Annotated in this window: 21 protein-coding genes and 2 pseudogenes; 10 read left to right on the plus strand and 13 right to left on the minus strand. The window is 63.2% G+C overall.

Going from position 1 to position 23,243, the window contains the following annotated elements; all coding sequences use genetic code 11:
• Positions 1-15 precede the first annotated feature (15 nt).
• On the minus strand, positions 16-819 hold the full coding sequence (locus JD971_RS11320; protein ID WP_202083473.1) for a ThuA domain-containing protein: 804 nt from the start codon (positions 817-819) through the stop codon (positions 16-18).
• Positions 816-2,238: pseudogene (locus JD971_RS11325) on the minus strand (SRPBCC family protein). Before JD971_RS11325 ends, JD971_RS11320 begins: the two are co-directional and overlap by 4 nt.
• A 164-nt stretch (positions 2,239-2,402) precedes the next feature.
• Between JD971_RS11325 and JD971_RS11330 the strand changes: the two are divergent.
• Genes JD971_RS11330 through JD971_RS11340 form a run of 3 tightly spaced genes read left to right on the plus strand, consistent with a single transcriptional unit; the run spans position 2,403 to position 4,786 of the window.
• A complete protein-coding gene (locus JD971_RS11330; protein ID WP_202083475.1) occupies positions 2,403-3,182 on the plus strand; it encodes an SDR family NAD(P)-dependent oxidoreductase in 780 nt (259 codons plus the stop codon).
• Positions 3,179-3,985, plus strand: coding sequence for an SDR family NAD(P)-dependent oxidoreductase (locus JD971_RS11335; protein WP_202083477.1), 807 nt, complete (start codon positions 3,179-3,181; stop codon positions 3,983-3,985). The genes JD971_RS11330 and JD971_RS11335 overlap by 4 nt, the downstream gene beginning before the upstream one ends.
• A gap of 21 nt (positions 3,986-4,006) precedes the next feature.
• A complete protein-coding gene (locus JD971_RS11340) occupies positions 4,007-4,786 on the plus strand; it encodes an SDR family NAD(P)-dependent oxidoreductase (protein WP_202083479.1) in 780 nt (259 codons plus the stop codon).
• A 90-nt stretch (positions 4,787-4,876) separates the two neighbouring features.
• Here the strand turns inward: JD971_RS11340 and JD971_RS11345 are convergent, their stop codons facing one another.
• From JD971_RS11345 to JD971_RS11360, 4 genes are read right to left on the minus strand one after another with little or no spacing between them, the layout of a single operon-like run.
• Positions 4,877-6,208: an SRPBCC family protein gene (locus JD971_RS11345; RefSeq protein WP_202083481.1), complete on the minus strand. Its 1,332-nt coding sequence runs from the start codon at positions 6,206-6,208 to the stop codon at positions 4,877-4,879.
• Complete coding sequence (locus JD971_RS11350; RefSeq protein WP_236672067.1) at positions 6,205-6,777, minus strand: nuclear transport factor 2 family protein; 573 nt, start codon at positions 6,775-6,777, stop codon at positions 6,205-6,207. Before JD971_RS11350 ends, JD971_RS11345 begins: the two co-directional genes overlap by 4 nt.
• Complete coding sequence (locus JD971_RS11355) at positions 6,774-7,196, minus strand: GFA family protein (RefSeq protein ID WP_202083487.1); 423 nt, start codon at positions 7,194-7,196, stop codon at positions 6,774-6,776. Before JD971_RS11355 ends, JD971_RS11350 begins: the two co-directional genes overlap by 4 nt.
• Positions 7,193-8,269: a nuclear transport factor 2 family protein gene (locus tag JD971_RS11360; protein ID WP_202087605.1), complete on the minus strand. Its 1,077-nt coding sequence runs from the start codon at positions 8,267-8,269 to the stop codon at positions 7,193-7,195. Before JD971_RS11360 ends, JD971_RS11355 begins: the two co-directional genes overlap by 4 nt.
• Positions 8,270-8,520: 251 nt before the next feature.
• Between JD971_RS11360 and JD971_RS11365 the strand changes: the two genes are divergently transcribed.
• From JD971_RS11365 to JD971_RS11380, 4 genes are all read left to right on the plus strand, one after another.
• Positions 8,521-9,216, plus strand: coding sequence for a TetR/AcrR family transcriptional regulator (locus JD971_RS11365; RefSeq protein WP_202083489.1), 696 nt, complete (start codon positions 8,521-8,523; stop codon positions 9,214-9,216).
• Positions 9,217-9,286: 70 nt separating this feature from the next.
• Positions 9,287-10,633: an SRPBCC family protein gene (locus JD971_RS11370; protein WP_202083491.1), complete on the plus strand. Its 1,347-nt coding sequence runs from the start codon at positions 9,287-9,289 to the stop codon at positions 10,631-10,633.
• Positions 10,633-11,319 (plus strand): SDR family NAD(P)-dependent oxidoreductase, encoded by a 687-nt coding sequence (locus tag JD971_RS11375; RefSeq protein ID WP_202083493.1) that lies wholly within the window; start codon positions 10,633-10,635, stop codon positions 11,317-11,319. Before JD971_RS11370 ends, JD971_RS11375 begins: the two co-directional genes overlap by 1 nt.
• Positions 11,320-11,333: 14 nt before the next feature.
• Complete coding sequence (locus JD971_RS11380; RefSeq protein WP_202083495.1) at positions 11,334-11,780, plus strand: nuclear transport factor 2 family protein; 447 nt, start codon at positions 11,334-11,336, stop codon at positions 11,778-11,780.
• Positions 11,781-11,828: 48 nt separating this feature from the next.
• Here JD971_RS11380 and JD971_RS11385 read toward each other — a convergent pair whose 3' ends face one another.
• Both JD971_RS11385 and JD971_RS11390 read right to left on the minus strand, forming a co-directional pair.
• The gene (locus JD971_RS11385) at positions 11,829-12,188 is read right to left on the minus strand and encodes an EthD domain-containing protein (protein WP_202083497.1); all 360 of its coding nucleotides are present in this window, start codon (positions 12,186-12,188) and stop codon (positions 11,829-11,831) included.
• A gap of 6 nt (positions 12,189-12,194) precedes the next feature.
• A complete protein-coding gene (locus JD971_RS11390) occupies positions 12,195-13,382 on the minus strand; it encodes an aromatic ring-hydroxylating dioxygenase subunit alpha (protein WP_202083499.1) in 1,188 nt (395 codons plus the stop codon).
• Between the two features lie 140 nt (positions 13,383-13,522).
• Between JD971_RS11390 and JD971_RS11395 the strand changes: the two genes are divergently transcribed.
• Entirely contained in the window at positions 13,523-15,253 is a 1,731-nt protein-coding gene (locus tag JD971_RS11395; RefSeq protein ID WP_236672068.1) for an AMP-binding protein, read from the plus strand.
• A gap of 114 nt (positions 15,254-15,367) precedes the next feature.
• A complete protein-coding gene (locus JD971_RS11400; protein WP_202083501.1) occupies positions 15,368-16,141 on the plus strand; it encodes a LuxR C-terminal-related transcriptional regulator in 774 nt (257 codons plus the stop codon).
• A 10-nt stretch (positions 16,142-16,151) separates the two neighbouring features.
• Here the strand turns inward: JD971_RS11400 and JD971_RS11405 are convergent, their stop codons facing one another.
• The 3 genes and pseudogenes from JD971_RS11405 to JD971_RS11415 form a co-directional block, all read right to left on the minus strand.
• Positions 16,152-16,955, minus strand: a complete 804-nt coding sequence (locus JD971_RS11405) for an SDR family NAD(P)-dependent oxidoreductase (RefSeq protein ID WP_202083505.1) — start codon at positions 16,953-16,955, stop codon at positions 16,152-16,154.
• A 67-nt stretch (positions 16,956-17,022) separates the two neighbouring features.
• Positions 17,023-17,742 (minus strand): annotated as a pseudogene (locus JD971_RS11410) (SDR family NAD(P)-dependent oxidoreductase).
• On the minus strand, positions 17,739-18,752 hold the full coding sequence (locus JD971_RS11415; protein ID WP_202083507.1) for an NADP-dependent oxidoreductase: 1,014 nt from the start codon (positions 18,750-18,752) through the stop codon (positions 17,739-17,741). Before JD971_RS11415 ends, JD971_RS11410 begins: the two are co-directional and overlap by 4 nt.
• A gap of 158 nt (positions 18,753-18,910) precedes the next feature.
• On the opposite strand from JD971_RS11415, the gene JD971_RS11420 reads away from it, so the two are divergent.
• Positions 18,911-21,211 carry a TonB-dependent receptor gene (locus JD971_RS11420; protein ID WP_371809641.1) on the plus strand — a complete coding sequence of 767 codons (2,301 nt, stop codon included), beginning with the start codon at positions 18,911-18,913 and terminating at the stop codon, positions 21,209-21,211.
• A 97-nt stretch (positions 21,212-21,308) separates the two neighbouring features.
• Here JD971_RS11420 and JD971_RS11425 read toward each other — a convergent pair whose 3' ends face one another.
• Complete coding sequence (locus tag JD971_RS11425) at positions 21,309-22,064, minus strand: SDR family NAD(P)-dependent oxidoreductase (protein ID WP_202083509.1); 756 nt, start codon at positions 22,062-22,064, stop codon at positions 21,309-21,311.
• Positions 22,065-22,110: 46 nt separating this feature from the next.
• On the minus strand, positions 22,111-23,115 hold the full coding sequence (locus JD971_RS11430; protein WP_202083511.1) for an NADP-dependent oxidoreductase: 1,005 nt from the start codon (positions 23,113-23,115) through the stop codon (positions 22,111-22,113).
• Positions 23,116-23,243: the final 128 nt, after the last annotated feature.

The raw sequence follows: 23,243 nt of genomic DNA on the forward strand, positions 1-23,243 counted from the left end.
CCGTGCGGGGGCGCCTTACCCCCTTGCCGGACGCGCCTTGATCCATGCAATTCCGCGCCGCAAAAGATCGTAGAACACCGGCAGATCCCATGCACAACGATCGAGGTCCGGCCACCAGTCCAGCATCGGCTGAAGGTCGTAATGCCCGCGGCAATGGCCGAGCGTGTTGTAAAGCACGGCGCCCTTGCCATGGCTCTTGATATAGAACACCGGATGGGTGCCGGGCGCATCCTTCGCCTCGGCAAAGCCGGTGCCTTCCTCCGTGCATTCCGTTTCGAGCAGGACATGCAGGTCGCCATGCGTTTCGAGGTGATAGAGCTCGTCCGTGGTCTCGAACGGTTCGACCCCGCGGGTGAGCTCGTGATCCTTGTCCGCCACCGTCACCGTGTAGGGCGCGATGGGGGGATGCGACACGAACTGGCTGCCGAGCAGGTCCATCATCAACGGCGCATGGCGCGGCGCGTGCCACAGCCCGTCCTCCATCATGCGCAGGATCGAATTCGTCCCGTGGAGCGCATACCAGCGGCCCCCTTCATCGAGCCAGGCCTTCAACGCCTCCTGCGCCTTTAACGACGGGGTCACGTCGCAGGTATAGGTGATGAGGATATCGGCGGCGGCGATGGCCTCGATATTCTCGTAATCCTCGAGCACGCGGGTGCGCACGCTCGGATCCTCGGCCAGGAGCTTGAGCAGTTCGAGCCGCGCGAAATCGATGTCGTGCCACACGCCCGCCGCGATCAGCACGCAGTCGATGCGCGGCGGGTGGTTGTCTGCGTCACAGCCGGCGAGCGGGTCGGGCCCGTGGTCGGTATCGCTCATTTCTGCGTCGAACCTCCCAGATCGCCGTCGATATATTTCTTCATCGTGTCCTGGAACTGCCGGATGCGGATTTCCTGGTAATTGGCATAGTTCACGAGACCGTTCTTCGAACATTTCAGGCCTTCCTGCACATAGGGCAGGTTTTCCATGTCCTGTTCAAAGACGTGGCCCAGCACGCCAAGTTCGGGCGCATCGGTCCATTTCTGATCGCGGGTGAGGAACTTGCGCTCCGCCCCGCGGGGTTTCTCCTCGCCCTTCTTGGTGCGGGCGATCACGCGCACTTCCATCGTGCACCAGTCCGGCGTTTCGCCCGGCAACCAGCGATAGACGATGTTCGGCATGAACCCGCCCCACGGCGCGAAATTCGGGAAGACGTTATAGACCAGCGCGTCGAGCACCTCGGAATCGGTGGCTTGCGAGTGATCGTACCCGGTCTGCTCGGTATAGGTTTCGCGCATCTTGTTGCCCAATGCCTCGCGCGCGGTCTTGTCGTCGGGCACCTCGATCGCCATCGGGTCGCCGCATGGCCTCGTAATTGTCGGAGGACCGGCCGTTATATTTCACGAATTCGTCGACGATCCACTGTTCGCCCGCGCCCTTTTCGACATGCGGCGACATCACGCCGAACGGCACCAGATTGACGTTCACATGATCGCCCCACGTCCGGTATCCCGAATTGGAATCGGCGGTAAAGGGCAACAATTGCGGGTGGGTGACGACCGTGTGATAGCTTTCCATGAACGCTTCGGACACGACCTTCCAATTGGCGGGCACTTCCTTTGCGACATAGAGGACGGTCGTGCATTCCTCGTGGCGCCAGCGTTCGAAATGATCGGGCAGGGGCTTCAGAAATTCGGCGAGGCTGGGGCCGCCGCGCTCCTCGCGAATGAAGATATAGCCCTGCCACTGGCCGACCTCGGGTTGCGGCAGGTCCATGTCCGCATCCTCCAGATGGCGGAAATCCCATTTGCAGGGCATGCGGTCGAAACTGCCGTCCTTGTTCCAGGTGAAGCCGTGGAAGGGGCAGGTGAACTTGTCCGCATTGCCGTCCTCGGTGCGCAGCTTGCGCCCGCGGTGGAGGCAGACATTGTGCATCGCCTTGACCGACCCGTCCTCCTGACGGGAGATCAGGAAGGAGCGCCCTGCATTCTCGAAAACGATGTAATCGCCGGCTTCCGGCAGGTCTTCCTCCCGCGCGGCGAATTGCCAGACATAGGGCCACATCCGTTCCCGCTCCAGCTTCGCCCATTCCTCGCTGGTATAGCGTTCGGCGGGGATCGGTTCGGACCCGCGATATTCATAGCTGTCGCTGGTCAGGAATTCGGGAACCTGCCTGCTGTCGGCTTCCATCAGCTCGTTCCAGCTCGGCCCTTCGCAGCGGTCTGCGCCAAGCGGAAGATTGGGATCGCGATCGGCCATTCGTTGTGCATCCTCGATCAGAAAAATTGGGAAATATTGCTTTGTTTTGACCCACGGTCTGAACCATCGGGCGGGCTGTGTCACCTTGCCGAAATCATAGGTTGTCGACAGGGGCAAAGCCGTGAAACCTTCGGGCCAAACAGGATTGATCAGGAGAATGATGCGTGGGTGAACGGCTTTCGGGCAAGGTGGCACTGATTACCGGCGGCACGTCGGGGATCGGGGCTGCGGCGGTGCGGCGATTGACGGGCGAGGGCGCGAAAGTCGTCTTTACCGGATCGCGCGAGGAGGCGGCGCGTTCGCTTTGCGAGGAGACCGGCGCCACGTTCGTATCGCACCGGGTGCAGGATGCGGACGGCTGGACCGAGTTGTCCCGGCACATCATGGACACGCATGGCCGCCTCGACATCGCCTTTGCCAATGCGGGCACGGAAAAGAACGACGGCAGCATCGAGGATGTCTCGCTAGAGGGATGGAACTCCATCCTCGCGATCAACCAGACGGGCGTCATGCTCACCGTACAGAACGCCATCCGCATGATGAAGCAGAACGAGGGCCAGACCGGTTCGATCATCATCAATTCGTCCATGAACGCGAATGCCGCGATGGGCAATTTCGTGTCGTATTCCGTGACGAAGAGCGCCGTGTGCGCATTGGCCAAATCGGCCGCGATCCATTGCGGGAAAAGCGGGTACAAGATCCGCGTGAACGCGATTCTGCCGGGCGTTGTGGAAACCGACATCATCGCGGGCATCATCAATTCGCAGCCCGACCCGGACGCGACCCGCGCTGCATACGAAGGCATGTCGCCGATGAACCGGCTCGCCTCGCTTGAGGAAATATCGGGCCTCGTCGCCTATCTGGCGAGCGATGAGGCCGCGTTCATATCGGGCGGCGAATATGTGATCGACGGTGCGACGACCGCCGGAATGATGGGCGTATGAGCGCGCGCCTTGCCGGCAATGTCGCGATCGTATCGGGCGGTCTTCGCGGGATCGGCCGGGCCATCACCGAACGGTTCGTGGGCGAGGGCGCGCATGTCGTGCTCACCGATCTCGACAGCGAGGACAGCGATGTCGTCGCCGAACTTCGCGCTGCGCACGGCGACAAGGTCACCTACGCCCGCGCCGATGTCACGAGCGAGGATGACTGGCAGACGCTGCGCGACATGGTGGCCGGGCGGCACGGCAGGCTCGACATACTCGTCAACAATGCGGGCACCGACCTTACCGGCGCGGTCGAAACGATCGCCATGGAGGATTGGCGCCGGATCATGGCGATCAATGTCGACGGGGTGTTCCTGGGCTGCAAGACGTTCACCCCGATGCTCGCCGAAACAGGGGCGCGGCGAAAGGGCGGGGCGAGCATCGTCAACGTCAGCTCGATCATGGGCATCGTCGGCTATGGTGAGGTTTCGGCGTATAATGCGTCGAAAGGCGCTGTCCGCCTCTTTACCAAGGGGCTTGCGATCGAATTCGCGACGAAGGGCATGCCGATCCGCGCCAATTCGCTGCATCCCGGCTTCGTGCGCACGCCGCTGCTGGCCGCGGGGTTCAAACGCTGGGTCGAGAGCGGCGCCGCGGAAAGCGAGCAGGATCTCATCGACGCGATGGATGCACAGACGCCCGTCGGTCGCATGGCCGAACCGGACGAGATCGCCGGCCCCGCGCTGTTCCTCGCGAGCGAGGATGCGAGCTACATGACCGGCGCCGAACTCGTCATCGACGGCGGCTGGACCGCGCAGTAATTTTTTTTGGAGATACGCAGCATGTCCATCTCTCTTCCCGATTGCGTTGTGGTCATCACCGGCGCGACCGGCGGCATCGGCCGCGAAACGGTCACGGCGCTCAAAGATGCGGGTGCAACCGTCATTGCGACCGATCTCGCCGACACGGCGCCCGACCTCGGCGCCGATCATTATGTCCGGCACGACGTGACCGAACCGGACGACTGGGCCGCGGTCGCGGATCTGGTTTCGCGCGAATATGGCCTACTCGACGCGCTGGTGAACAATGCCGGCATTTCCATCGTGACGAAGTTCGAGGACACGGACCTGTCGCAATTTCACCGGGTCAATGCGGTCAATGTCGATGGCATCGTCATCGGGATACAGGCGCTCCTGCCGCTGCTCAAGCAAGGCGGGCAGCATCGCGACAGCGGCGCCTCGATCATCAATTTCAGCAGCGTGGGCGGCCTGCGCGGCGCGCCCTTCAACGCGGCCTATTGCACGAGCAAGGCGGCGGTCGCGATGCTCACCAAATGCCTTGGCGCGGAATTCAGCGCGCTGGGCTACAATATCCGGGTCAATTCGGTGCATCCCGGCGGGGTGGATACGGGCATGCTGAGTTCCATCATGGAGCGTTATGTCGAAATGGGCGCCGCCGGCTTGAAGGAAGAGGCGCACAAGAGCGTCGTGGCCTCGCACCCGATCGGGCGGCTGGCGCGGCCGGGCGAAATGGCCGGCGGGGTCGTCTATCTCGCATCCGATGCGGCAAGCTTCGTGACCTGCGCCGAATTCGTGATCGACGGCGGCTTTACGCAGACCTGAAGCGGCGCGTCCCATACAGGGCGCGCAAGCAAAAAGCCCCGCCGATTAACCCGGCGGGGCTTTTCGCGTTTTGGCGACCTGTGCGCCGGGTCAATCCTTCGGCGGACCGCCCAGCACCACATCGTTCAGCAATTCGTGGAACCGCTGGATCCGCTTTTCCTGATGGGTGAGGATGCACCCGTCAAAACCGCGCGAATTGAGGCCCTGCTGCTGCGACGTGCCGATCGACAGGTCCTGATCCGCGACGAAGCCGAGCGTGTTGCCATCGCCGTAATAGCCGTGCCGCACCAGCGCATCGTGCCGCAGGGGGAGCGTGCCGACCGGCGTTTCCACCTCCTTCATCCCCTTGACCGGGGGGTAGAGGCACCAGTGCTGGAACACGCATTTGGCAGGGTCGGTCGGGTGCGGTTCGGTGCGCAGGATCTGGCACTGTTCCGGCGACATGGTGATGGTGAGATTGGGCCAGAGCGTGCAGTGGAAATAATCGACCAGCTGCTGATCGCTCATCTTGTCGTAATTGGAATATCCGCGTTCCGGGCCTTTTTCGCGCTTCGCCTTGATGACCGCCTCGCGCAGGTCACCGGTGCGGCCGTGGTAATCCTCCACCCGGATGCCCCATGCCTCGGCCACCTGGCCCAGCGTTTCGGGCACTTCGCCCGAATGGTAATCCTCCCGCGTGGTCGCCTGGTGGCCGACCATCCACATCGCGTTGTGGCCGTTTTCATACATCTCGAACACCGTGCTGGGCAGGCCGTCATTGATGAAGGTCGCCAGTTCGGGGTGGATCGTGGGCAGGTGGTAGCTTTCGTTGAAATTGTCGCGGATGATCTTCCAGTTGAACTCCGCCTCTGCCGACACGGCAAACACCCGGATCCAGTTTTCGAGCCCGTACCCTTCGAGCCGTTCGGGATAAGGCGTCAGCCATTCGAGCAGCGGTTTCGCATCGAGGTCCATGTTCCAGAACACGAACGGACCCCACGTCTCGCAGCGCAGCTCTTTCAGATGCACCTTGCCGCATGGGTTGCCGCCGGGAAAATCGTCCGGATCCTGCACGTTGACGAGCGTGCCTTCGGTATCGAATTGCCACCCGTGATAGCCGCAGGTGATCCGATCGCTCGACGCAACATCGCCGAGGATAAGCCGGTTCCCGCGGTGCGGGCAGGCGTTGTAGAACGCCTTGACCGAGCCGTCGGCCTGCTTGACCATGATGACGCTCTCGCGCCCGAAATTGTGGCGCACGATGTCGCCTTCTTCCTCAAGATCGGCGATCACCCCGCCGAGGTGCCACACATGGGGCCACAGCTTGTCATACTCGCCCTCCATCCATTCGCGGGAGGTGTAGCGGTCCGCGGTGATCCTGTCGCCGCGGACGGGCTGATCGAAATCGGGGGAATAGCGGGCGGCGCCGGCCTGTACGTTCATGGATTCATCCTCTGTCTTGTCAATGTTGCGCGGACCGTTTGCGGCCAGTCGCGGCGGTCCGAAAAATCCCGCCCATCGCGCTGTCCGGAGGGGGCCTCCGGATTGTCTTCGAAAAAGGCGCGATTTCCGGGCGTGTCGGTAACCCAGTCGGTTATAAGCGTGCGGGCGGCGATCTTCCACTGACCATCGCGGGAGGTATATTCGTCGACATAACGCCCGGCGATGAACAGGTCGCGTTTCTGCCCCTGTTCGTCGGTGATGTCGTGATACGCCTGAAAATAGGTTTCGCCCGAGGCATGGGACGGCAATTGCATGGCGACATGCTGCTGGCCGAGCTGATGGTGGGTGCGGTGCATGTCGCCGAGAAAGCCCAGCGCAAAATCGGCAAAGGCACCCGGCCCGCCTTGCATCAGCCCGCAATCGACGAAGGCATCCTCGTGAAAGGCGGACAGGAGCATGGCGCGGTCGATCCGGTCCAGCCCGCGGGTATAGCGAAAGCCGGCATCCGCGATGGCACGGCGGGCGAGAATTTCGCGCAGCTCCGCCTCGATATCGAGTGTGCTCGTCACAACCCCTCCTGCATCTGCATCACGGTGTCGCCTTCGGGAAATTGCAGCCATTCGTGCGCGCTGCGGGTCCAGCAATGCGCGCTCGGCGTCAACGCGGCCGCATCGTCGAGCGTGCCGCCCTTGATGAAGATGATACCCGCATCCTCCGCCGCATCCGTATCGGTCAGCACGGGCGAGCCGCAGGTGGGACAGAACAGCCGCCGCACCGCATTGCCGCTTTGCGCGGTATCGACATAGGTCTTCAATTCACCGGTCAGATGCAGGTCGTCGCGGCCCGTCACCCCGACGAGCGAGAGCGGCGCGCCCGACTGTTTCTGACAATTGACGCAGGAACACGTGACCGCCTGCATCAGCGGCCACGCCACGGAATAGCGCACCGCCCCGCACAGGCATCCGCCCTCGTGCCGGGCGTCGCTCATCGCCCCTCCTCCAGCGAGGCCCAAAGCGCATAGACCGGGTCCGAACGATCCGTCCGCCCGTCGAGCGGCAGGGATTCGTAAAGCCCGTCGCGCTCCATCGTGGTGGGCCGGGCGGAGTTCCAGTCGGTGACGAACGCCCGCTCCGCAATGTACCAGCGCCCCTCGCGCCGTTCGTACCGGTCGAGATAGCGCCCGCCGGTCAGCATTTCCTGACCGTCGACGATCATCGCGGCAATGACGTAAAGCTCGCCGACGCCGTGGTCGCCTGCGACCTCCACCCATTCGTTGGCAATCGAATGGAACACGACCTCGGGGCCGTTCTTGACCAGGGCGCACACATCCTCGGCAAATTGCTGCGCCGTGCCATTGGTGATCTGGAGCGACACAGTTGCGCCGGGAAGGAAGATCGAATTGATGAGATCCTCGTCCGCCCGGTCCACCCCGCGGCAATAGGCCATGCTGAGATCGTAGATTTCCGCCCGCGACAGCGCCGCGTCGAGCCGCGCATCGTGTTGGTCGGTGTCGCCGTTGGTCATGGCCTGTCCTTCGCGCCGCATCGTGCCGGCAAAATGGTTGAGAATGGCGCGCCCCGGGTCCGATGCGCGCTTGGCCCCATGGGCGCCGAAACCGGCGAGATCGGGCATGGCGTCGGGGCGCGAAACGGTGGAGGGGGCGTTCATGTTGCCCGCCATCACATAGCGGCGATGCGCGATCCGCCATTGCCCATCCCGCCGTTCGTGCCGGTCGAGATAGCGCCCGAAAATGAGCCGCTGCACCGCGTCCTCCGCATAGGCGACGACATAGCTTTCCGACACCGCCCGGTCGCCGTCCACCGCGATCCAGCAGTGCCCGGTCCGGTGCATGGTGGGCGGCGTGTCCTTCTGCGCATCGGCGAGAATGCGGGCAAGATCGACCGCCGCGCCGTCGAAGAAGCCGTAATCGACCGTCGCGTCATCGTGATAGGACGCCGCGATCAAGGCCGCATCCGCCCGGTCCACCCCGCGCGAATGCAGGGCCAGCGCATTGCCGATTTCAGCCCGCGCGATCAGTGTGGAGGCATCGTGCGCCTGCATGCTCACGCCAGCCGCCCGTCCGTTCCCGCGCGGCGGCGCGGCGGGACGCATGCCGGCCGGGCCATGTTCGACATACAGCTCATCTCTCTCTCCCGCCGGGCGCGGGGCCGCGCCCGAATCTCGACAAATTGCGGCGGCTTTTAAGGAAACCGTCCATACTGCCGGTTTTTGTAGACAGCGAGGCGCCGCGCTTCATACTGGGGTTTTGAATAGGCGGGCGCGATCCGCCCCACCCCTGGCGGAGACCGATCATGGCCGCGCGCCGCAAACAGCTTCTCGATTCCATCCGGCCCGGCGCGGGCACGCAGGATGCGCAGCGCTGGCAACAGGTGAAGAGTTCGCAGACGCGGCAGGGTATTCTCGACGCGGCGATGATGATTCTGGTGGAGGGCGGCTATGCCCGGCTCACCACGGTGCGGATCACGCAGGACGCGGGCATTTCACGCGGGGCCATGCACCATCATTTCGCCAATCGGGACGAATTGATCGCTGCGCTTGTCGATCATGTCCTCTATCGCCGGATGCGCCATTTTCTCGATGAATATCTGCGCGATATCGCCGCCCTGCCCAAGGAAAGCGCGCTGGCCATCGCGACCGAGCTGTACTGGCGCAGCGTGCAGAGCGACGAATATGCCGCCTATCTCGAACTTGCGCTCGCGGCGCGTAGCGACACCGCGCTGCGTTCGGTGTTCATTCCCGCGGCAAAGCGGTTCGACGCGATCTGGAATGACGAGATGGTGCACAGCTTTCCCAACTGGTCGCACATTCATGAACAGATGCGGTTGACCAACGACATCGTGCAATCGGCCTGTCTCGGCATGTTGCTCCACGAACCGGTCGTGGGCGAGGCGCGCACCCGCGAGCAGCGCGCCCTGCTCATCGAGATCGTGCGGCGCGTGCACGGCGGCCTGCGCGGAAAACAGGCAGAGCTGCCGGATTTACTGTGAGAAGGGATAGTTTCACAGCCTCGCCCGCTTTGCGACACTGCGCCGATAAAATGAGCGAGAGGAACCTCCGATGACTGAGCAGGCGCATGTCCCGCCGCCGATGGACGGCCGCGATCCGTCCAACCTGCGCGGCGACAAGATTACGGGCGATCGTTATTTTTCGCGCGCGTTCGCGCAGAAGGAATGGGACGGCTTGTGGACGAAGATCTGGCACGTGGCCGGACGCCTCGCCGAAATTCCCGAGCCGGGCGATTTCCTCGTCCATAATTTCCTGCACGAGAGCGTCATCTGCATCCGTCAGGACGATGGCGCAGTGCGCGCATTCTACAATTCCTGCGGCCATCGCGGGATGCGCATGGTCGATGAAACCTCCTCGATGGAGGCGATCACCTGCCCGTATCACGGCTGGCGCTGGGGGAAGGACGGGGTGCTTCAGTCGGCGCAGGATGCCGAGGTCGATTTCTCGCAAGGCAATCCGTGCGGCGCGTTGTCGTTAAAGGAGCTGCGCTGCGACCAATGGGGCGGGTTCGTGTGGTATACGATGGACGACGATGGGCCGAGCTTGCGCGATTATCTGGCGCCGATGCCCGCGCTCTATCGCAATTACCCGATGGAGACCGCCGTGCGCGTGGCGTGGTACCGGATCAAGGTCGATGCCAACTGGAAATTCGTGACCGATAATTTCAGTGAAAGCTACCACACCCGCACCGCCCATCCGCAGGTGCCGCCGTGGATCGATCAGGACGTCGACAGCGGGCGGCACGAAATGTGGCCGGCGGGCCATGGCCGCACGGTGCAGCCGATGCGCCCGTCGCTGTCCGACCGTCCGCCCGAAGGCGTGGATCACATGTTCCGCCATATCCTGTCGGCGTGGGACATCGATCCCGACGCATACGACAGCTACGAGCATTTTGCGCTCAAGGGGTGGAAGGATCTCAAAGCGGCGAAGCAGGCGCTCTGGAAGGAGCGGGGCTACGTCCATTATGAAAAGATGAACGACGAGGAGATTACCGACAGTCCGCACACGGTGATCTTCCCCAATGTCACCATCAGCTTCCTGCCCGACAATCTGATTTTCTTCCGCTCCGAACCTGTGAAGGACGAGCCCGAAAAATGCTGGTTCGACCTGTGGTGCATGGCCTTTCCGGTGGAGGGGCAGGACGAGGTGGAATCGATCATGGCGGGGCCAAAGCCGCTGCGCGAGGCGATGACATGCGAACATCGCGAATTCGACCGCGGCAAGGGCGTCCCCGAACTCGCCGGGCAGATCGTTTATCAGGATATGGAACTGGCCGAGAACATGCAGGCCGGCATGCATTCGCGCGGATATGACGACGCCTATCTGTCCGATCAGGAAACGCGCGTCCGCTTTTTTCACGAAGTGCTCAATGACTGGATCGAGGGGAGGAAACCGTAATGGCCAATGTCTATATCGCCGGCTGCTCGCGCGGGATCGGGCTGGAACTCGTGCGCCGCCATGCGGAACGCGGGGACACGGTCTTTGCCATGAACCGCAATATCGGGACGCAGGATGCGCTCGCTGCGTTGGCGGACGCGCATGACAATGTGTCGCTGCACGAACTGGATGCGGGCGATCTCGACCGGATCGACGGCGCCGTGGCCGCGACCGGGGACGGGTCGGTGGACCTCCTTTATATCGTGGCGGGGGTGACGGGGCCGCTCAATGCCGAACTCGCCACGCCGATCGACTGGGACGGGTGGGACAGCGCGATCGACATCATGGTCAAGGGGCCGCTCGCCATATTCAAGGCGTTCCTGCCCCGCATGCACGAAGGCACGAAAGTCGTGCCGTTCTCAAGCCAGCTCGCCGCGTCGACCTGGCCGATGGGCGGCATGTATGCCTATGTCGCGTGCAAGTCGGCATTGAATGGCGTGATGCGCGGCGTGGCGAAGGACGTGAAGGACAAGGGCATCATCATCGCCCTGCTGCATCCCGGCTGGGTTCAGACCGACATGGGCGGGGAGCAGGCCGAGATCACGGTCGAGGAAAGCGCATCCGGTATCGTGGCGCTCGCCGACGGGCTGTCCATGGAAGACAGCGGCGAATTCTTCAAATGGAACGGCGAAAAGCACGCCTGGTAGGGGACGACACGCACATGGCATTCACAGGACCGGTCGAGGACAGGCTCGCCATTCGCGAACTGCTTGAAACCTATTCGAACGGCGTGATGGAGAAGGACGCGCAAAGCTGGGGCGCATGCTGGGCCGAGGATGCGTATTGGGCGCTGCCGGAGTTTCCCGATCTCGACGGGTTCGATGGGCGCGATGCAATCGTGGAGGCGTGGGTGAAATCGATGGACATCTACGGCCTCGACAATTGCACCAAACCGATGATCTACGTCACCACGCCCGGCAGCATCACCGTCGATGGCGACATGGCGCGCGGCCACAGCTTCACCTCGGAAATATTCCAGGATCCCGAAAGCGGGCGGGACGTGCGCGTGCGCGGCCGTTACGATGACGAGATGGCGCGGATCGACGGGCGATGGGTCTTTACCCGTCGCACCTATCGCGTGATGCACATGGCGTCGGACACGGCATAGGCCGACGCGCCCGATGTGCCGCCCGCTGCATTTCGCCCGTCGCAGGGGCTATGGCACGGGCGGCATGTCGGATTTGCGTTCGTCGAGCAGATAGCTGCGCATGGTGGGGGAATCGAAGAGGTTCTTCTCATCGTCCGCGATCATGGCGGCGATCTTCGGATCCTGCACCGAGGCGAAGAACGCATCCATCCTCTCCTGCGTGGGAAAGTCGATTTCCAGCACGACATCGACCTCGTCGCCGCGCTCCTCCCCGTCGAGCGGGGTGGTGAAGCGCCGGACATAGCGCGTAGCATATCCGGCGAGCACCTCCTCGCCGATCAGCCGGTGGACCGTTTCGTAATAATCGACGAATGCGGCGTGGCTCATGCCCGCCCGGCGCCGGAAGATCGACATCAGGGTGATGGCCATGGCCGCTTACATCTCCGGCTTGGGCGCGGTGTCGTCGCCCGCGACGTACCAGTTCAGCCATTCGTGGAAATACTGGTTCCCGCGCTCGTTCTTGCCGAAGATCAGCGCCTCGTGCGCGCCGCTTTCGAGGCCTTTCTGAATCTCCATGCCGATCACGTAATCCTCTTCGTACGTTACGTTGCGGAAGAAATCGCAAAATTGCTCCAGCGCCTGTGCATCTTCCTCGTCCCTGGGCGGGTCGCGGCGCAGGTAGTTCAATACGGTACGGTTCTTGTCCGGCGTCGGTCCGGGGAAAAGCTGTGCCACCTGCGTGATTTCCGGGGCGACGAAGATGGACACGTTGGGAAACAGGATGCGCACGAAATCATAGCCGTAATTCTCGCGCGTGCCCCATTCTTCCTTCGGTACGTCCTTGAGCAGGTTCTTGATCTCATGCTGCGGGAAACCGATCCGCATGCTCGGCCCGAACCCTTCGTAATGCATGCAGTTGGACGGCGTGCGCGGGTGGATCGTTTCGGGGTGGAGCGAGGAGAAATGATACCCCTCGAGATAGCCGTCGAACGCGATTTTCCAGTTTGCGCCATGGATGGTGCGGCTCCCGACATAATGCCAGTCCGCGAAATCCAGATCCTCGAAATCGCCGAGATAGCCTTGAAAATATTCGTCGAGGTCGATCGCGCCCTCGGGATCGAGGCAGACGAAAATCATGCCGCCGCGTTCCTCGCACGGCAGCTGCTTCAGGCCGCGCTCGGCCTTGTCGACCTTGCCAAAGGTGCTTTGCTCGGCGACGCCCATGAGGCGGCCGTCCTGTCCGAACGACCATGCGTGATACTTGCACACGAAGACCGGGCAATTGCCGTGCCCTTCCTCCGCCACCGGCGCGCCGCGGTGCGAACACACGTTGAGGAACGCGCGGACCTGCCCCTTCTTGTCCCGATTGATGAGGATCGGCATGCCGACCGCTTCCATGGCCTTGTAATCGCCGTTGTTCGGCAATTCGGCGGTGAAGGCCAGCATGAGCGGGACCTTCGTGAAAATGCGCTCCATCTCCGCCTCGAACTGTGCCGGGTCGGTATAGGAGCGGGTGGGGACGGTCATCGTCTTTTCGGTCTGATGGGTCTTCTTGTTCTCGACGTAATCCATCATGATGCTTACCACTTCGCCCAGCTTCTTCTTGCGATCGATATATTCCATGTGCTGCGCCTCTCCGCATGCGTTGCCGCGTCTTATGATGTGCTTGTTTTGCGGTTAACCTACCAGATCGCGGGCCTTGCAATAACTGCGAAAGGTCACAGGTGCCTCGCCTTTTCGTCAATGGAACAAGGGTGCCGGGCATGGCAGATCACGCAGCGAAGACGCCGCGGCAACCATGCGCCGCACCGGGAGAGACGCGGATGAAGACGAGCGACACGAGACAGCCGGCCATTGCCGCACGACCCGCGGGCGAGGCGCAGGCGAGCGGGAAACCGTGGGACTGGATGCAGGTGCCGCCCGAACATCTGCGCCCCTTTGCCGATGCGTGGCGCGGCCTCACCATCGCCGATCTGGCCGAGCAGCGCGCGGGCGAGGACCCCGAATTCGCGGCGCTGATCGACGATATGCGCGCGCTGACCCGGCGCGAATGGCTGGCCGATGCGCATGCGCTCGCCGCCGCGATGCGCGCGCGCGGGTTGCGGGCGGGCGACGTCGTCGCGTTCCAGGTGCCCAACTGGCACGAGGCGGGCGTGCTCAACCTCGCCTGCGCGATCGCGGGGTTTGTCGTGAACCCGATCGTGCCGATCTACCGCGATGCGGAGGTGCGGCAGATGCTGCGCGATTGCGGCGCGCGCGCGATCTTTACCTGCACTGAGTTTCGCCGCTTCGATTTTGCGCAGATGGCGCTGCGCCTGCGCGACGAATTGCCGGACCTGGATTTCGCCTTCACCATGCGCGGGGCCGGGGCCGACGATTATGCGACGCTGCTCGACGAAGGGCGCGCCATGCCGCAGGAACGCGCGCCCGTCGATCCGAACGGGGTGAAGATGGTGCTCTACACCTCCGGCACCACCGGCCTGCCCAAGGGTGTCCTGCACAGCCACAACACGGTCGAGCATATCCTGCGCACGAGTTACGAGCATTGGGGCGTGGCGGTGGGCGATGCGATCATCATGCCATCGCCGGTCACGCATATATCGGGCTATGCCAACGGGCTGGAAAGTCCGCTGGTGTCGGGCACCTGTGTCATATTGATGGAGGCATGGGACGCTGCCCACGCGCTTTCGCTCATCGAGGAGCATGGCGTCACCGGCACCGTTGCGGCGACGCCTTTCCTCGTGGAGCTGGCCGATGCGGCGCGCGATGCCGGCACCCGCCTGCCGACGATGCGATGGTTCGCATGCGGCGGTGCGGCGGTGCCGCCCGATCTTATCCCCTCCGCGCACGAGGCCTTTTCCAATCTCAATGCGTTTCGCGTGTTCGGCGCATCGGAGGTTCCGCTCGTCACCTATGGCTGGCCGCAGGACGAGACGCTCGCCGCGACGACCGACGGGCAGGTCGTGACCTATGAGGTGCGCGTCGTGGACGAGGCCGGCAATGACGTGGCGCCGGGGACCGAGGGTGAAATCCTCGCGCGGGGCGCGTCGATGATGCTGGGCTATGCCGATGCGGACCAGACCGCGGCGGCCATCACCCGCGACGGATATTTTCAGACCGGCGACCTCGGCAATCTTGCACCCAACGGCGCGATCACCATAACCGGGCGCAAGAAGGACCTCATCATCCGCGGCGGCGAGAATATCAGCGCGGTGGAGATCGAGGACGTGTTGCGCACCCATCCGCAGGTCCGCGATGCGAGCGTCGTTGCCATGCCGCACGAACGGCTGGGCGAGGGGGTGTGCGCCTATATCATTTCCGCAGGAGCCCCCGCCAGTGTCGAGGCGCTCTGCCGCCATGTGCAGGCCAGCGGCCTTGCGAAACAGAAAACCCCCGAACGCTTCGAATTCGTCGAGGATTATCCGCGCACGGCCAGTGGCAAGATCCGCAAGGACATGCTGCGCGCCGATATTCGCGAAAAGCTTGAAAGCTGAACGCATAACTGCCGCATGCCGCGGTGGCACGGCGGACAAAGGTTGACGAAAGCCAGGCAGTTGAGGCTATTGCTCTCGATGACGCGTTGAACGCGCGCGAGAGGATGAAAACCCATGGCACGTTTCGACAAGTTTCTGGAAAAGGTCACGATTCGTGAACCCGCCGATGTGCGCGGCGCGGCCGAAAACCTGCGCGATATTTCGCATGAGCTGGGCGAATACCGGGTCGCCGTCTGCCACAATATCGCCATCCGCGAACAGATGAACGATGCCGAGGGCCGGTGCCTTGCCACCGATGTGTTCGGATGGACCGACGATGATCAGGACCGCTGGTGGCGCACGCCGCAACTTGCGCTGGATTCGCCATTGCCGACCGCGTGCCGGTATGAAAGCGAGCCGTTCTGGTGCAACGAGGAAGGGTTCCGGACCATCGTGCCCAACCCGATGCTGGCCTCGCTCGATTGCCGGGATTTCGTGAAGCGCGGGCTGACCCCGGCGGCGATCGTGGTGCCGACCCACATGCCGTTCGGGCAGATCGGCGCGGCAAGCTTCATCCCGCATGACCGGACGAAGCTCGACCTGTCGGAGGATTTCGCGCGCAACGGCACCGTGCTCGGCCTGCTCGCGCGGCTGTTCATGGTCGGCTATGTCCACGCCATGTGCGACAGCCGCGAGGTGCCCATCGCCCCGCAACTGACCAAGCGGGAGGTGGAATGCCTGCACTGGGCCGCGATCGGCAAGACCGATACCGAAATCGGCATGATCCTCGAACGCAGCCGCGCCACGGTGCGCTTTCACATGAAGAACGCGAGCGACAAGCTCGACGCCGTGAACCGGGGGCAGGCCTTGTTCAAGGCGACGCAGCTTGGCTATATCGCCCCGCGCTGAGCGGCCGCGATCAATCGCCGGCGTGCCGCTTGATGCTGGCCGCGATATCCGCCTTTGACGGATTTCCGCGCAGGCGCAGGCCGCCGTTCACCTGCAACACCTCGCCTGTCATGAAGCATTCGTCGCTGGCGAGGAACACGGCGGCGGCGGCGATGTCCTCGCTCGTCCCGTAACGGCCGAGCGGGTAGCCCGGCACGAATGCCTCGTAAATGCCCGGAACCTCGGCGGCGCCGGACGTCATCGGGGTTTCGGTCAGGCCGGGGGCGATGGAATTGGCGCGGATGCCGTCGTGCCCGAATTCATTGGCGATGCACCGGATGACCTGATCCGTGGCGGCCTTGGTGCCCATGTAGGCCGAATGATCCCACAGCATGATGCTGGCCGTGGCGGAGCTGATCTGAATGATCGAGCCGCCCGATCCGCCGTGCGATTTCGCCATCTTGCGCAGCATCGCCTGGTAAAACTGAAACGGGCCGGTGAATTGCAGCGCAGCCATGTCCTCCAGCTGCTGCCGCGTATTGTCGAGGAACGGGGTGAGCAGGCCCCATCCGGTCGCGTTGATCGCGATGTCGATGCCGCCCATCGCCTCTGCCGCCGTATCGGCAAGGGCATTGACGCTGTCCTCCTGCGTCAGGTCGCAGGTGGCGTAATCGCAGCCGGTTTCCTGCGCGAATTGGCGTAACGGCTCCTCCTTGCGCCCGGAGACGAGCACGCTTGCTCCCTCCTCCATGAAGCGGCGGGCCATGACCTGCCCCATGTTGCCGGTGCTGCTCGCGCCGAGGATCAGCGCGCGTTTTCCCTGTAATCTCGGCATCGTCATCCCTCGTCGTTGTTATTATTGTCGTTCGTTCGCGCGGGTTCCCATTTCCATGCGCAGCGTTTCAATGCCGCACCATGGCGCCGCCGTCGACGAAATGGCCGTGGCCGGTCATGAAGCGGGCGTCGTCGCTGCACAGGAACGCCACGACATCGGCGATGTCCTCGGGCTGTCCGAGCTAGCGCAGCGGTGCCTTGTTTTCCCAGAAGGTGCGATATTCCGGCATGTCCGTAAAGGCCGGCGCCGTCATCGGCGTGTCGATGGCGCCGGGCTGCACGCAATTGGCGGTGATGCCGTGGGGGCCAAGCTCCGCCGCGACCGATTTCGTCAGCCCCAGGACCGCGTGTTTCGACGCGGCATAGGCGGCCAGCCCCTCGTCCCCGAAGGTCGAGGTGGTGGACCCGATGGTCACGATACGCCCCGCACGCGATTGTTTGAGGAAGGGCAGCGCATCGCGAATGAGGCGAAAGACCGCCATCACGTTCACCTCGAATACCGCGCGGAAATAATCGTCGTCATGTCCGTCGAGCGGGCAGAACGCCGAAATCCCCGCGCATGGCACCAGTATGTCGATCCCGCCCAGCCGCTCCGCCGCGTCGCGCACGAGCGCTGTGTTCGCGCCCTCTTCGGTGAGGTCGCCGGTCCGGTCGACATCGCCGGCACGATCGGCGGTAAAAACCGCCGCCCCGTCACGGCGCAGGCGGGCCGCGACCGCGGCGCCGATGCCCGACCCCGCGCCGGTAACGATCGCGCGGCGACCGTGCAGGCGCTGCGTCTGCGTCATGGGAGTTTCAGGATCTGCTTGCCTTCGTTCGCGCCGCTGAACAGGCGCATGAAGGTGTCGTAGCTGTTCTCGATCCCCTCCTGCACATCCTCGTCGATGCGCAGCTTTCCTTCGCGGACCCATTCCATGATCTTTGCGCCCCCTTCGGGAAAGCGGGGCGCGTAATCGGCGATGAGAAAGCCGTGGATCGTAGCCTGATGCACGATGAGTTGCCACAGATTGCGCAGGCCGACGCGTTCCTCCGCGTTATATTCGCTGATCAATCCGCAAAGCACGATGCGGGCATGGGTGGCGAGGTTGAAGACCTCGGCCTCCATGATGGGGCTGCCGACATTCTCGAACACCATGTCGAGGCCATCGGGTGCGGCCTGCGCGATTTCGGCGCGCAATTCCTCGATGTCTTTTCCGCGATAGTCGATCGCGACGTCGAAGCTGTAATCCTCGGTCAGGCGGCGGCATTTTTCCGCACCCCCGGCGATTCCGATCACGCGGCATCCGTGGATCTTGCCGATCTGCCCGACGACGGAGCCGACCGCCCCTGCGGCGCCTGTCACGCACAATGTCTCGCCCGCCTTCGGCTTTGCCACGTCGGTCATGCCGAAATAGGCGGTGAGCGATACCGCCCCCATCGCGGTCAGGAAACGGGTGGGCGAATCCACCGCCTCGACATCGACAGGCGCGGTGAAATGGCCGGGCGTGACGACGGAATATTCCTCGATCGCGTTGAGACCCATCACCCATTGGCCGACCGCGTAATCGTCATTGTCGGAGGCGTGGACCACGCCGACCGTCGTCGCGCGCACCGGATCGTCGAGGGCGATGGGCGGCATGTAGCTCGGCTCGTCGTCCATCCATCCGCGCATGGCGGGGTCGATGCTGCAATAATGGTTGCGCATGACGAAACCGCCGGGGGGAGGGGAGGGCACCGGCGCGCTCACCAGTTCGAAATCATCGCGCACCGGGTCGCCATCGGGCCGGCGGCGGAGCAGGAAACGGCGATTTTCGGTCATGCATCAACTCCCTATTGTGCAGGAATGTCGGAAATTGGTGCGGCGGACACACCTGATAAAAAGAGCAGTAACGCAATTCTAATCTTCGTGCGCAAAGTAGTGCGGCCAAGGCTTCATGAGAAAGAAAGCCTGGACCAAATTTCCTGGGGAGGAAGACCTTGAAAAAAGCCTATTCGCGCGCGCTCGCCGCCGCGGCACTTGCCGGTTCCGCCATGTTCATCGCACAGGCCGCCCATGCGCAGGTATCGAACGAGGATACGGACATCGTTCCCGATCCCGAAGGGCCGACGCCTGCCGCCGGCCCCGTGACGCAATCCACCAATGCCAACCAGATCATCGTGACCGCCCGCCGCCGCGAGGAATCGTTGCAGAATACGCCGATCGCGATCACGGCCATCAATGCCGCGATGCTGGAGAACAAGAATTCGCTCAACATCGGCGATCTTCAGGGCGAGGCGCCCAACCTTCTCATCACGCAGCAGAATTCGGGCGCGGCGGCCGCAAACCTCTCCATCCGCGGCCTCACCTACGCCGACGTCGAAAAATCGCAGGAGCCGACCGTCGGCGTCGTCATCGACGGCGTGTTCCTCGGCACCAATACCGGACAGCTGCTCGACTTCTTCGATATCGAGCAGATCGAGGTGCTGCGCGGGCCGCAGGGCACCTTGTTCGGGCGCAACACCATCGGCGGCGTCATCAACATCCGCCGTTCGCGTCCGACCTTCGAAACCGGGCTGAAGGCGGAAATTTCGGCGGCGCGTTTCGGCACCTATAGCGGTCGGGCCGTCGCCAATTTCGGCATTGGCGATGTCATCGGGATCAAGCCGTTCTTCTTCTATAACGAAAGCGACGGCTTCTATCGCGACGGCGCCACGGGCGAGCGGCGCGGCGGGTCCGAGAACAAGAATTACGGCGTGGCCATCGCGGTCGAACCGTCCACCGATTTCGACCTCCTGCTGACCGTGGAAAAGCAGGAGCAGGATTTCGACGTCGTCAACTCCGTCATCACCAACGATGGCGAGCTTTTCTGCGGTTTTGCTGCACCCGAATTGTGCAACCGCAACACCACGACCGACCTGTACACCGTGTTCGGACAGCCGGCGAGCGGGACGTATAGCGCGCCGGCGCTAACTGCCGAAATGAACTGGGATACAGGGCCGGTCCGGCTGACCTCGGTCACCGGCTGGCGCAAGACCAGCGAGAACCAGACGCAGGATTTCGATTCCACCCCGGTCGACCTCTACTACACGCAGCGTCTTCAGAAATATCAGCAATTCAGCCAGGAATTGCGCGCCGCGGGCGATCTTTTCGACGGGTTCGACTATGTCGTGGGCGGGTTCTACTTCAATTCCGATTTCGACCTGCTGCAATTCACCCGCGTCTTCGGCTTTGCGCCCGATGTCCCCCCGCGCGAATTCGATGCCAATCCGCAGAACGTCGTCGGCACGACGCAAAGCTATGCGGTGTTCGGCGATTTCAACTGGGCCTTTGCGGAAAACCTGCGCCTGTCCTTCGGCGGGCGCTGGACCCGCGATGAAAAGACCCTGCGCAACAGCTTTGCGCAACTCGGCCTCGTCGGCGAAGGCGATGCGAGTTTCAGCAAGTTCACGCCCAAGGTCGGCGTCGACTGGCGCCCCAATCCCGACACGCTGCTCTATGCCAGCTGGTCGCGCGGGTTCCGCTCCGGCGGGTTCAGCCCGCGTGCCGCCACGGCGGAAACGGCAGGCACCCCGTACGATCCCGAGGTCGTGGACAGCTACGAAGTCGGCTCGAAGCTCGACCTCTTGGGCGGCATGCTGCAATTCAATGTCGCGGGCTTCCTCTCGAAATATGACGGGCTGCAGCAGAACACGACCATTCCGGGCGGGCCGACCGGCAACCAGACCATCACCAACAATGTCGGCTCCGCCACGATCAAGGGGATCGAGGCCGATGCGACATGGCGTCCGGTCACCAATCTGCGCCTGAATGCGACGCTGGGCGTGCTCGACGCGCAGTTCGACGATTTCACCGCGGGCAACGTGGTGGGCGGGCTGCTGCTGCCCTTCGACTATACCGCGAACGACCCGATCTACAGCCCGGATGTCACCGCCTCGATCGGCGCGCAATACATGCAGCCTGTCTCCTTCGGCGAGCTGGTCGGCACGCTCGGCTACCGCTATATCGGCAAGTACGATCAGCAGATCTCGCTCGGCCCGCTCACCGGCGATCTCGTCAACGGGCCGGTCATCGTCAACGGCAACGACCCGCGCGTGCGCACCGATACGCAGAACCTGCTCGACGCGACGCTGACCGCGAATTTCATGATGGGCAATACCGAAGCCTATATCAGCGCATTCGGCCGCAACCTGCTCGATGACCGGGGCACGACGGCGGCGTTCACCGTGGCGGGGCTGTTCTCCTTCGCCTCGGCCCGCGAGCCGCGCACGTATGGCCTGACGCTGGGGATCGATTTCTGATCGCCGGTGACATGACCGACGGCTCATGAAAAAGGGGCGCGCATCGCAATCGATGCGCGCCCCTTTTCTTTGGCCCGACAATTATAGGCCGCGTGCCCTATTGCGCGGTGAGACCGCCATCGACCACGAATTCGCAGCCGGTGATATAGGTCGACTGGTCGGATACGAGGAACCCGATCATGTTCGCGATGTCTTCGGGCTTGCCCATGCGTTTCATGGGAATGCTCTCGTTGATGATGTCGTATTGCTCGGGATTGTCCTTCAATGCGACCTTCTGCATGTCGGTCCAGATCATGCCGGGGTGCACCGAATTGACGCGAATGTTCTGCGCCGCGGCCTCCAGCGCGATGCTCTTCGTCATCAGGCGGACGCCGGCCTTGCTCGCGGAATAGGCCGTGCAGCCGGGAATCCCCACCAGCCCGGCGATCGAGGACAGGTTCACGATGGAACCGCTTTCCTGCTCGCGCATCACCGGTAGAACCGCCTGACAGCCGAGAAAGACGCTCTTCATGTTGACGTCGATCTGCCTGTCCCAGGTGTCCTCGCTCACCTCCGGCAGCATGCCCAGCGTGGCGATCCCCGCATTGTTCACCAGCGCGTCGATGCGCCCGGTCTCGGCCTTCACCTTCGCGACGAGGGCGGTCCATTCCTCCTTCTTGGTCACGTCCTGGCGCAGGCCGACCGCGGTGCAGCCTTCCTTCGACAATTCGTCGACGCGCCGCGATATCGCGTCCTCGTCGAGGTCGGTGATGTAGACGGTCATGCCTTTGCCGGCGAGGAGCCGCGCGGTCGCGAAGCCGAGCCCCGCCGCCGATGCGGCGCCGGTGACGATCGCGGTCTGCTTGTCTGTCATAAACTCTCCCGTATTGTTTGTGTTCTCGTGTCCCGGCGCGGTCCGGCTATAGCTTGAGCAGCGTCTTGCCGACGTTCTTGCCCGTCATCATGCGGCCGTAGGCGACGAGCGTGTTCTCGATACCCTCGGTGATGTCGAAGGGCAGGTCGATCTTGTCCTCGCGGAGCCAGCCCAGCAGGCGTTCGTAGAGTTCCGGCCCCTTTTCCGGCACGTCGGGGAGGAAGATCCCCTCGATCCGGAGGCGTTTCATCAACACCTGGTCGAAATGTTTCGGGCCGGGCATGGGTTCGTCGCGGTCGTATCCGGCGATGAGGCCGCACACGCCGATCCGCCCCTTGAGCGCCATGTTCGGCATCACCGCATCGAGGATCGCGCCGCCGACATTCTCGAAATAGGCGGTCGGCGCTTCGCCGAATGCGACGATGCGTTCGGCCACGTCCTCGTTCTTGTAATCGATGGCCATGTCGACCCCGAAACGGTCGGTCAGGATTGCGCATTTTTCGGGGCCGCCGGCAATGCCGATGACCTTCGCGCCGAGGTTCCTGCCGATCTGGCAGGCAAGCGATCCCGTCGCCCCGGCGGCCGCCGAAACGACCAGCACGTCGCCCTCGACCAGCCCGATGATGTCCCGCACGCCGTAAAGCGCGGTCCAGCCGTTCAGCCCGAGCACGCCGAAATGCTGACGGATGTCGGGCACGTCGTCGTCGAGCGTGACGGCCCATGCCTCGTCCGGAACGACGGTCGAATATTCCGCCCATTGGCCGAACACCCGCACGAGCGAGCCGACCGCGAACCGGTCGTCGCGCGATTCCACCACGCGCCCGATGGATTGCCCCGACATCGGCGAGCCCAGCGGCAGCGGCGGCTGATAACCATCCTCGCGCTCGCCCATCCACATGCGCGTGCCGGCGTCCATCGACAGATATTCGTTTTTCAGCCGGATCTGCCCCTCCCCGATCGGGGGAAGCGTCTCGCTCTGCAGCGAGAGCGCGGCGGCGAAATCGTCCCCTTCGGGATGGCGGTCCAGTCTCCAGAAGCGATTCTCGGTCATTGGCATCCTTTCTTTTGCGTCATGGGTGCGAGGGGACGCGGGCCGATGCACCTGTTCGTTTCGATAGCTATGCCAAACGTGAGGGCGAAATCGCCCCCGTTTTTCGTAAGGTCGACCGGCAATAAAGA

It is taken from the genome of Croceicoccus sp. YJ47, from assembly GCF_016745095.1.
Lineage (GTDB): Bacteria > Pseudomonadota > Alphaproteobacteria > Sphingomonadales > Sphingomonadaceae > Croceicoccus.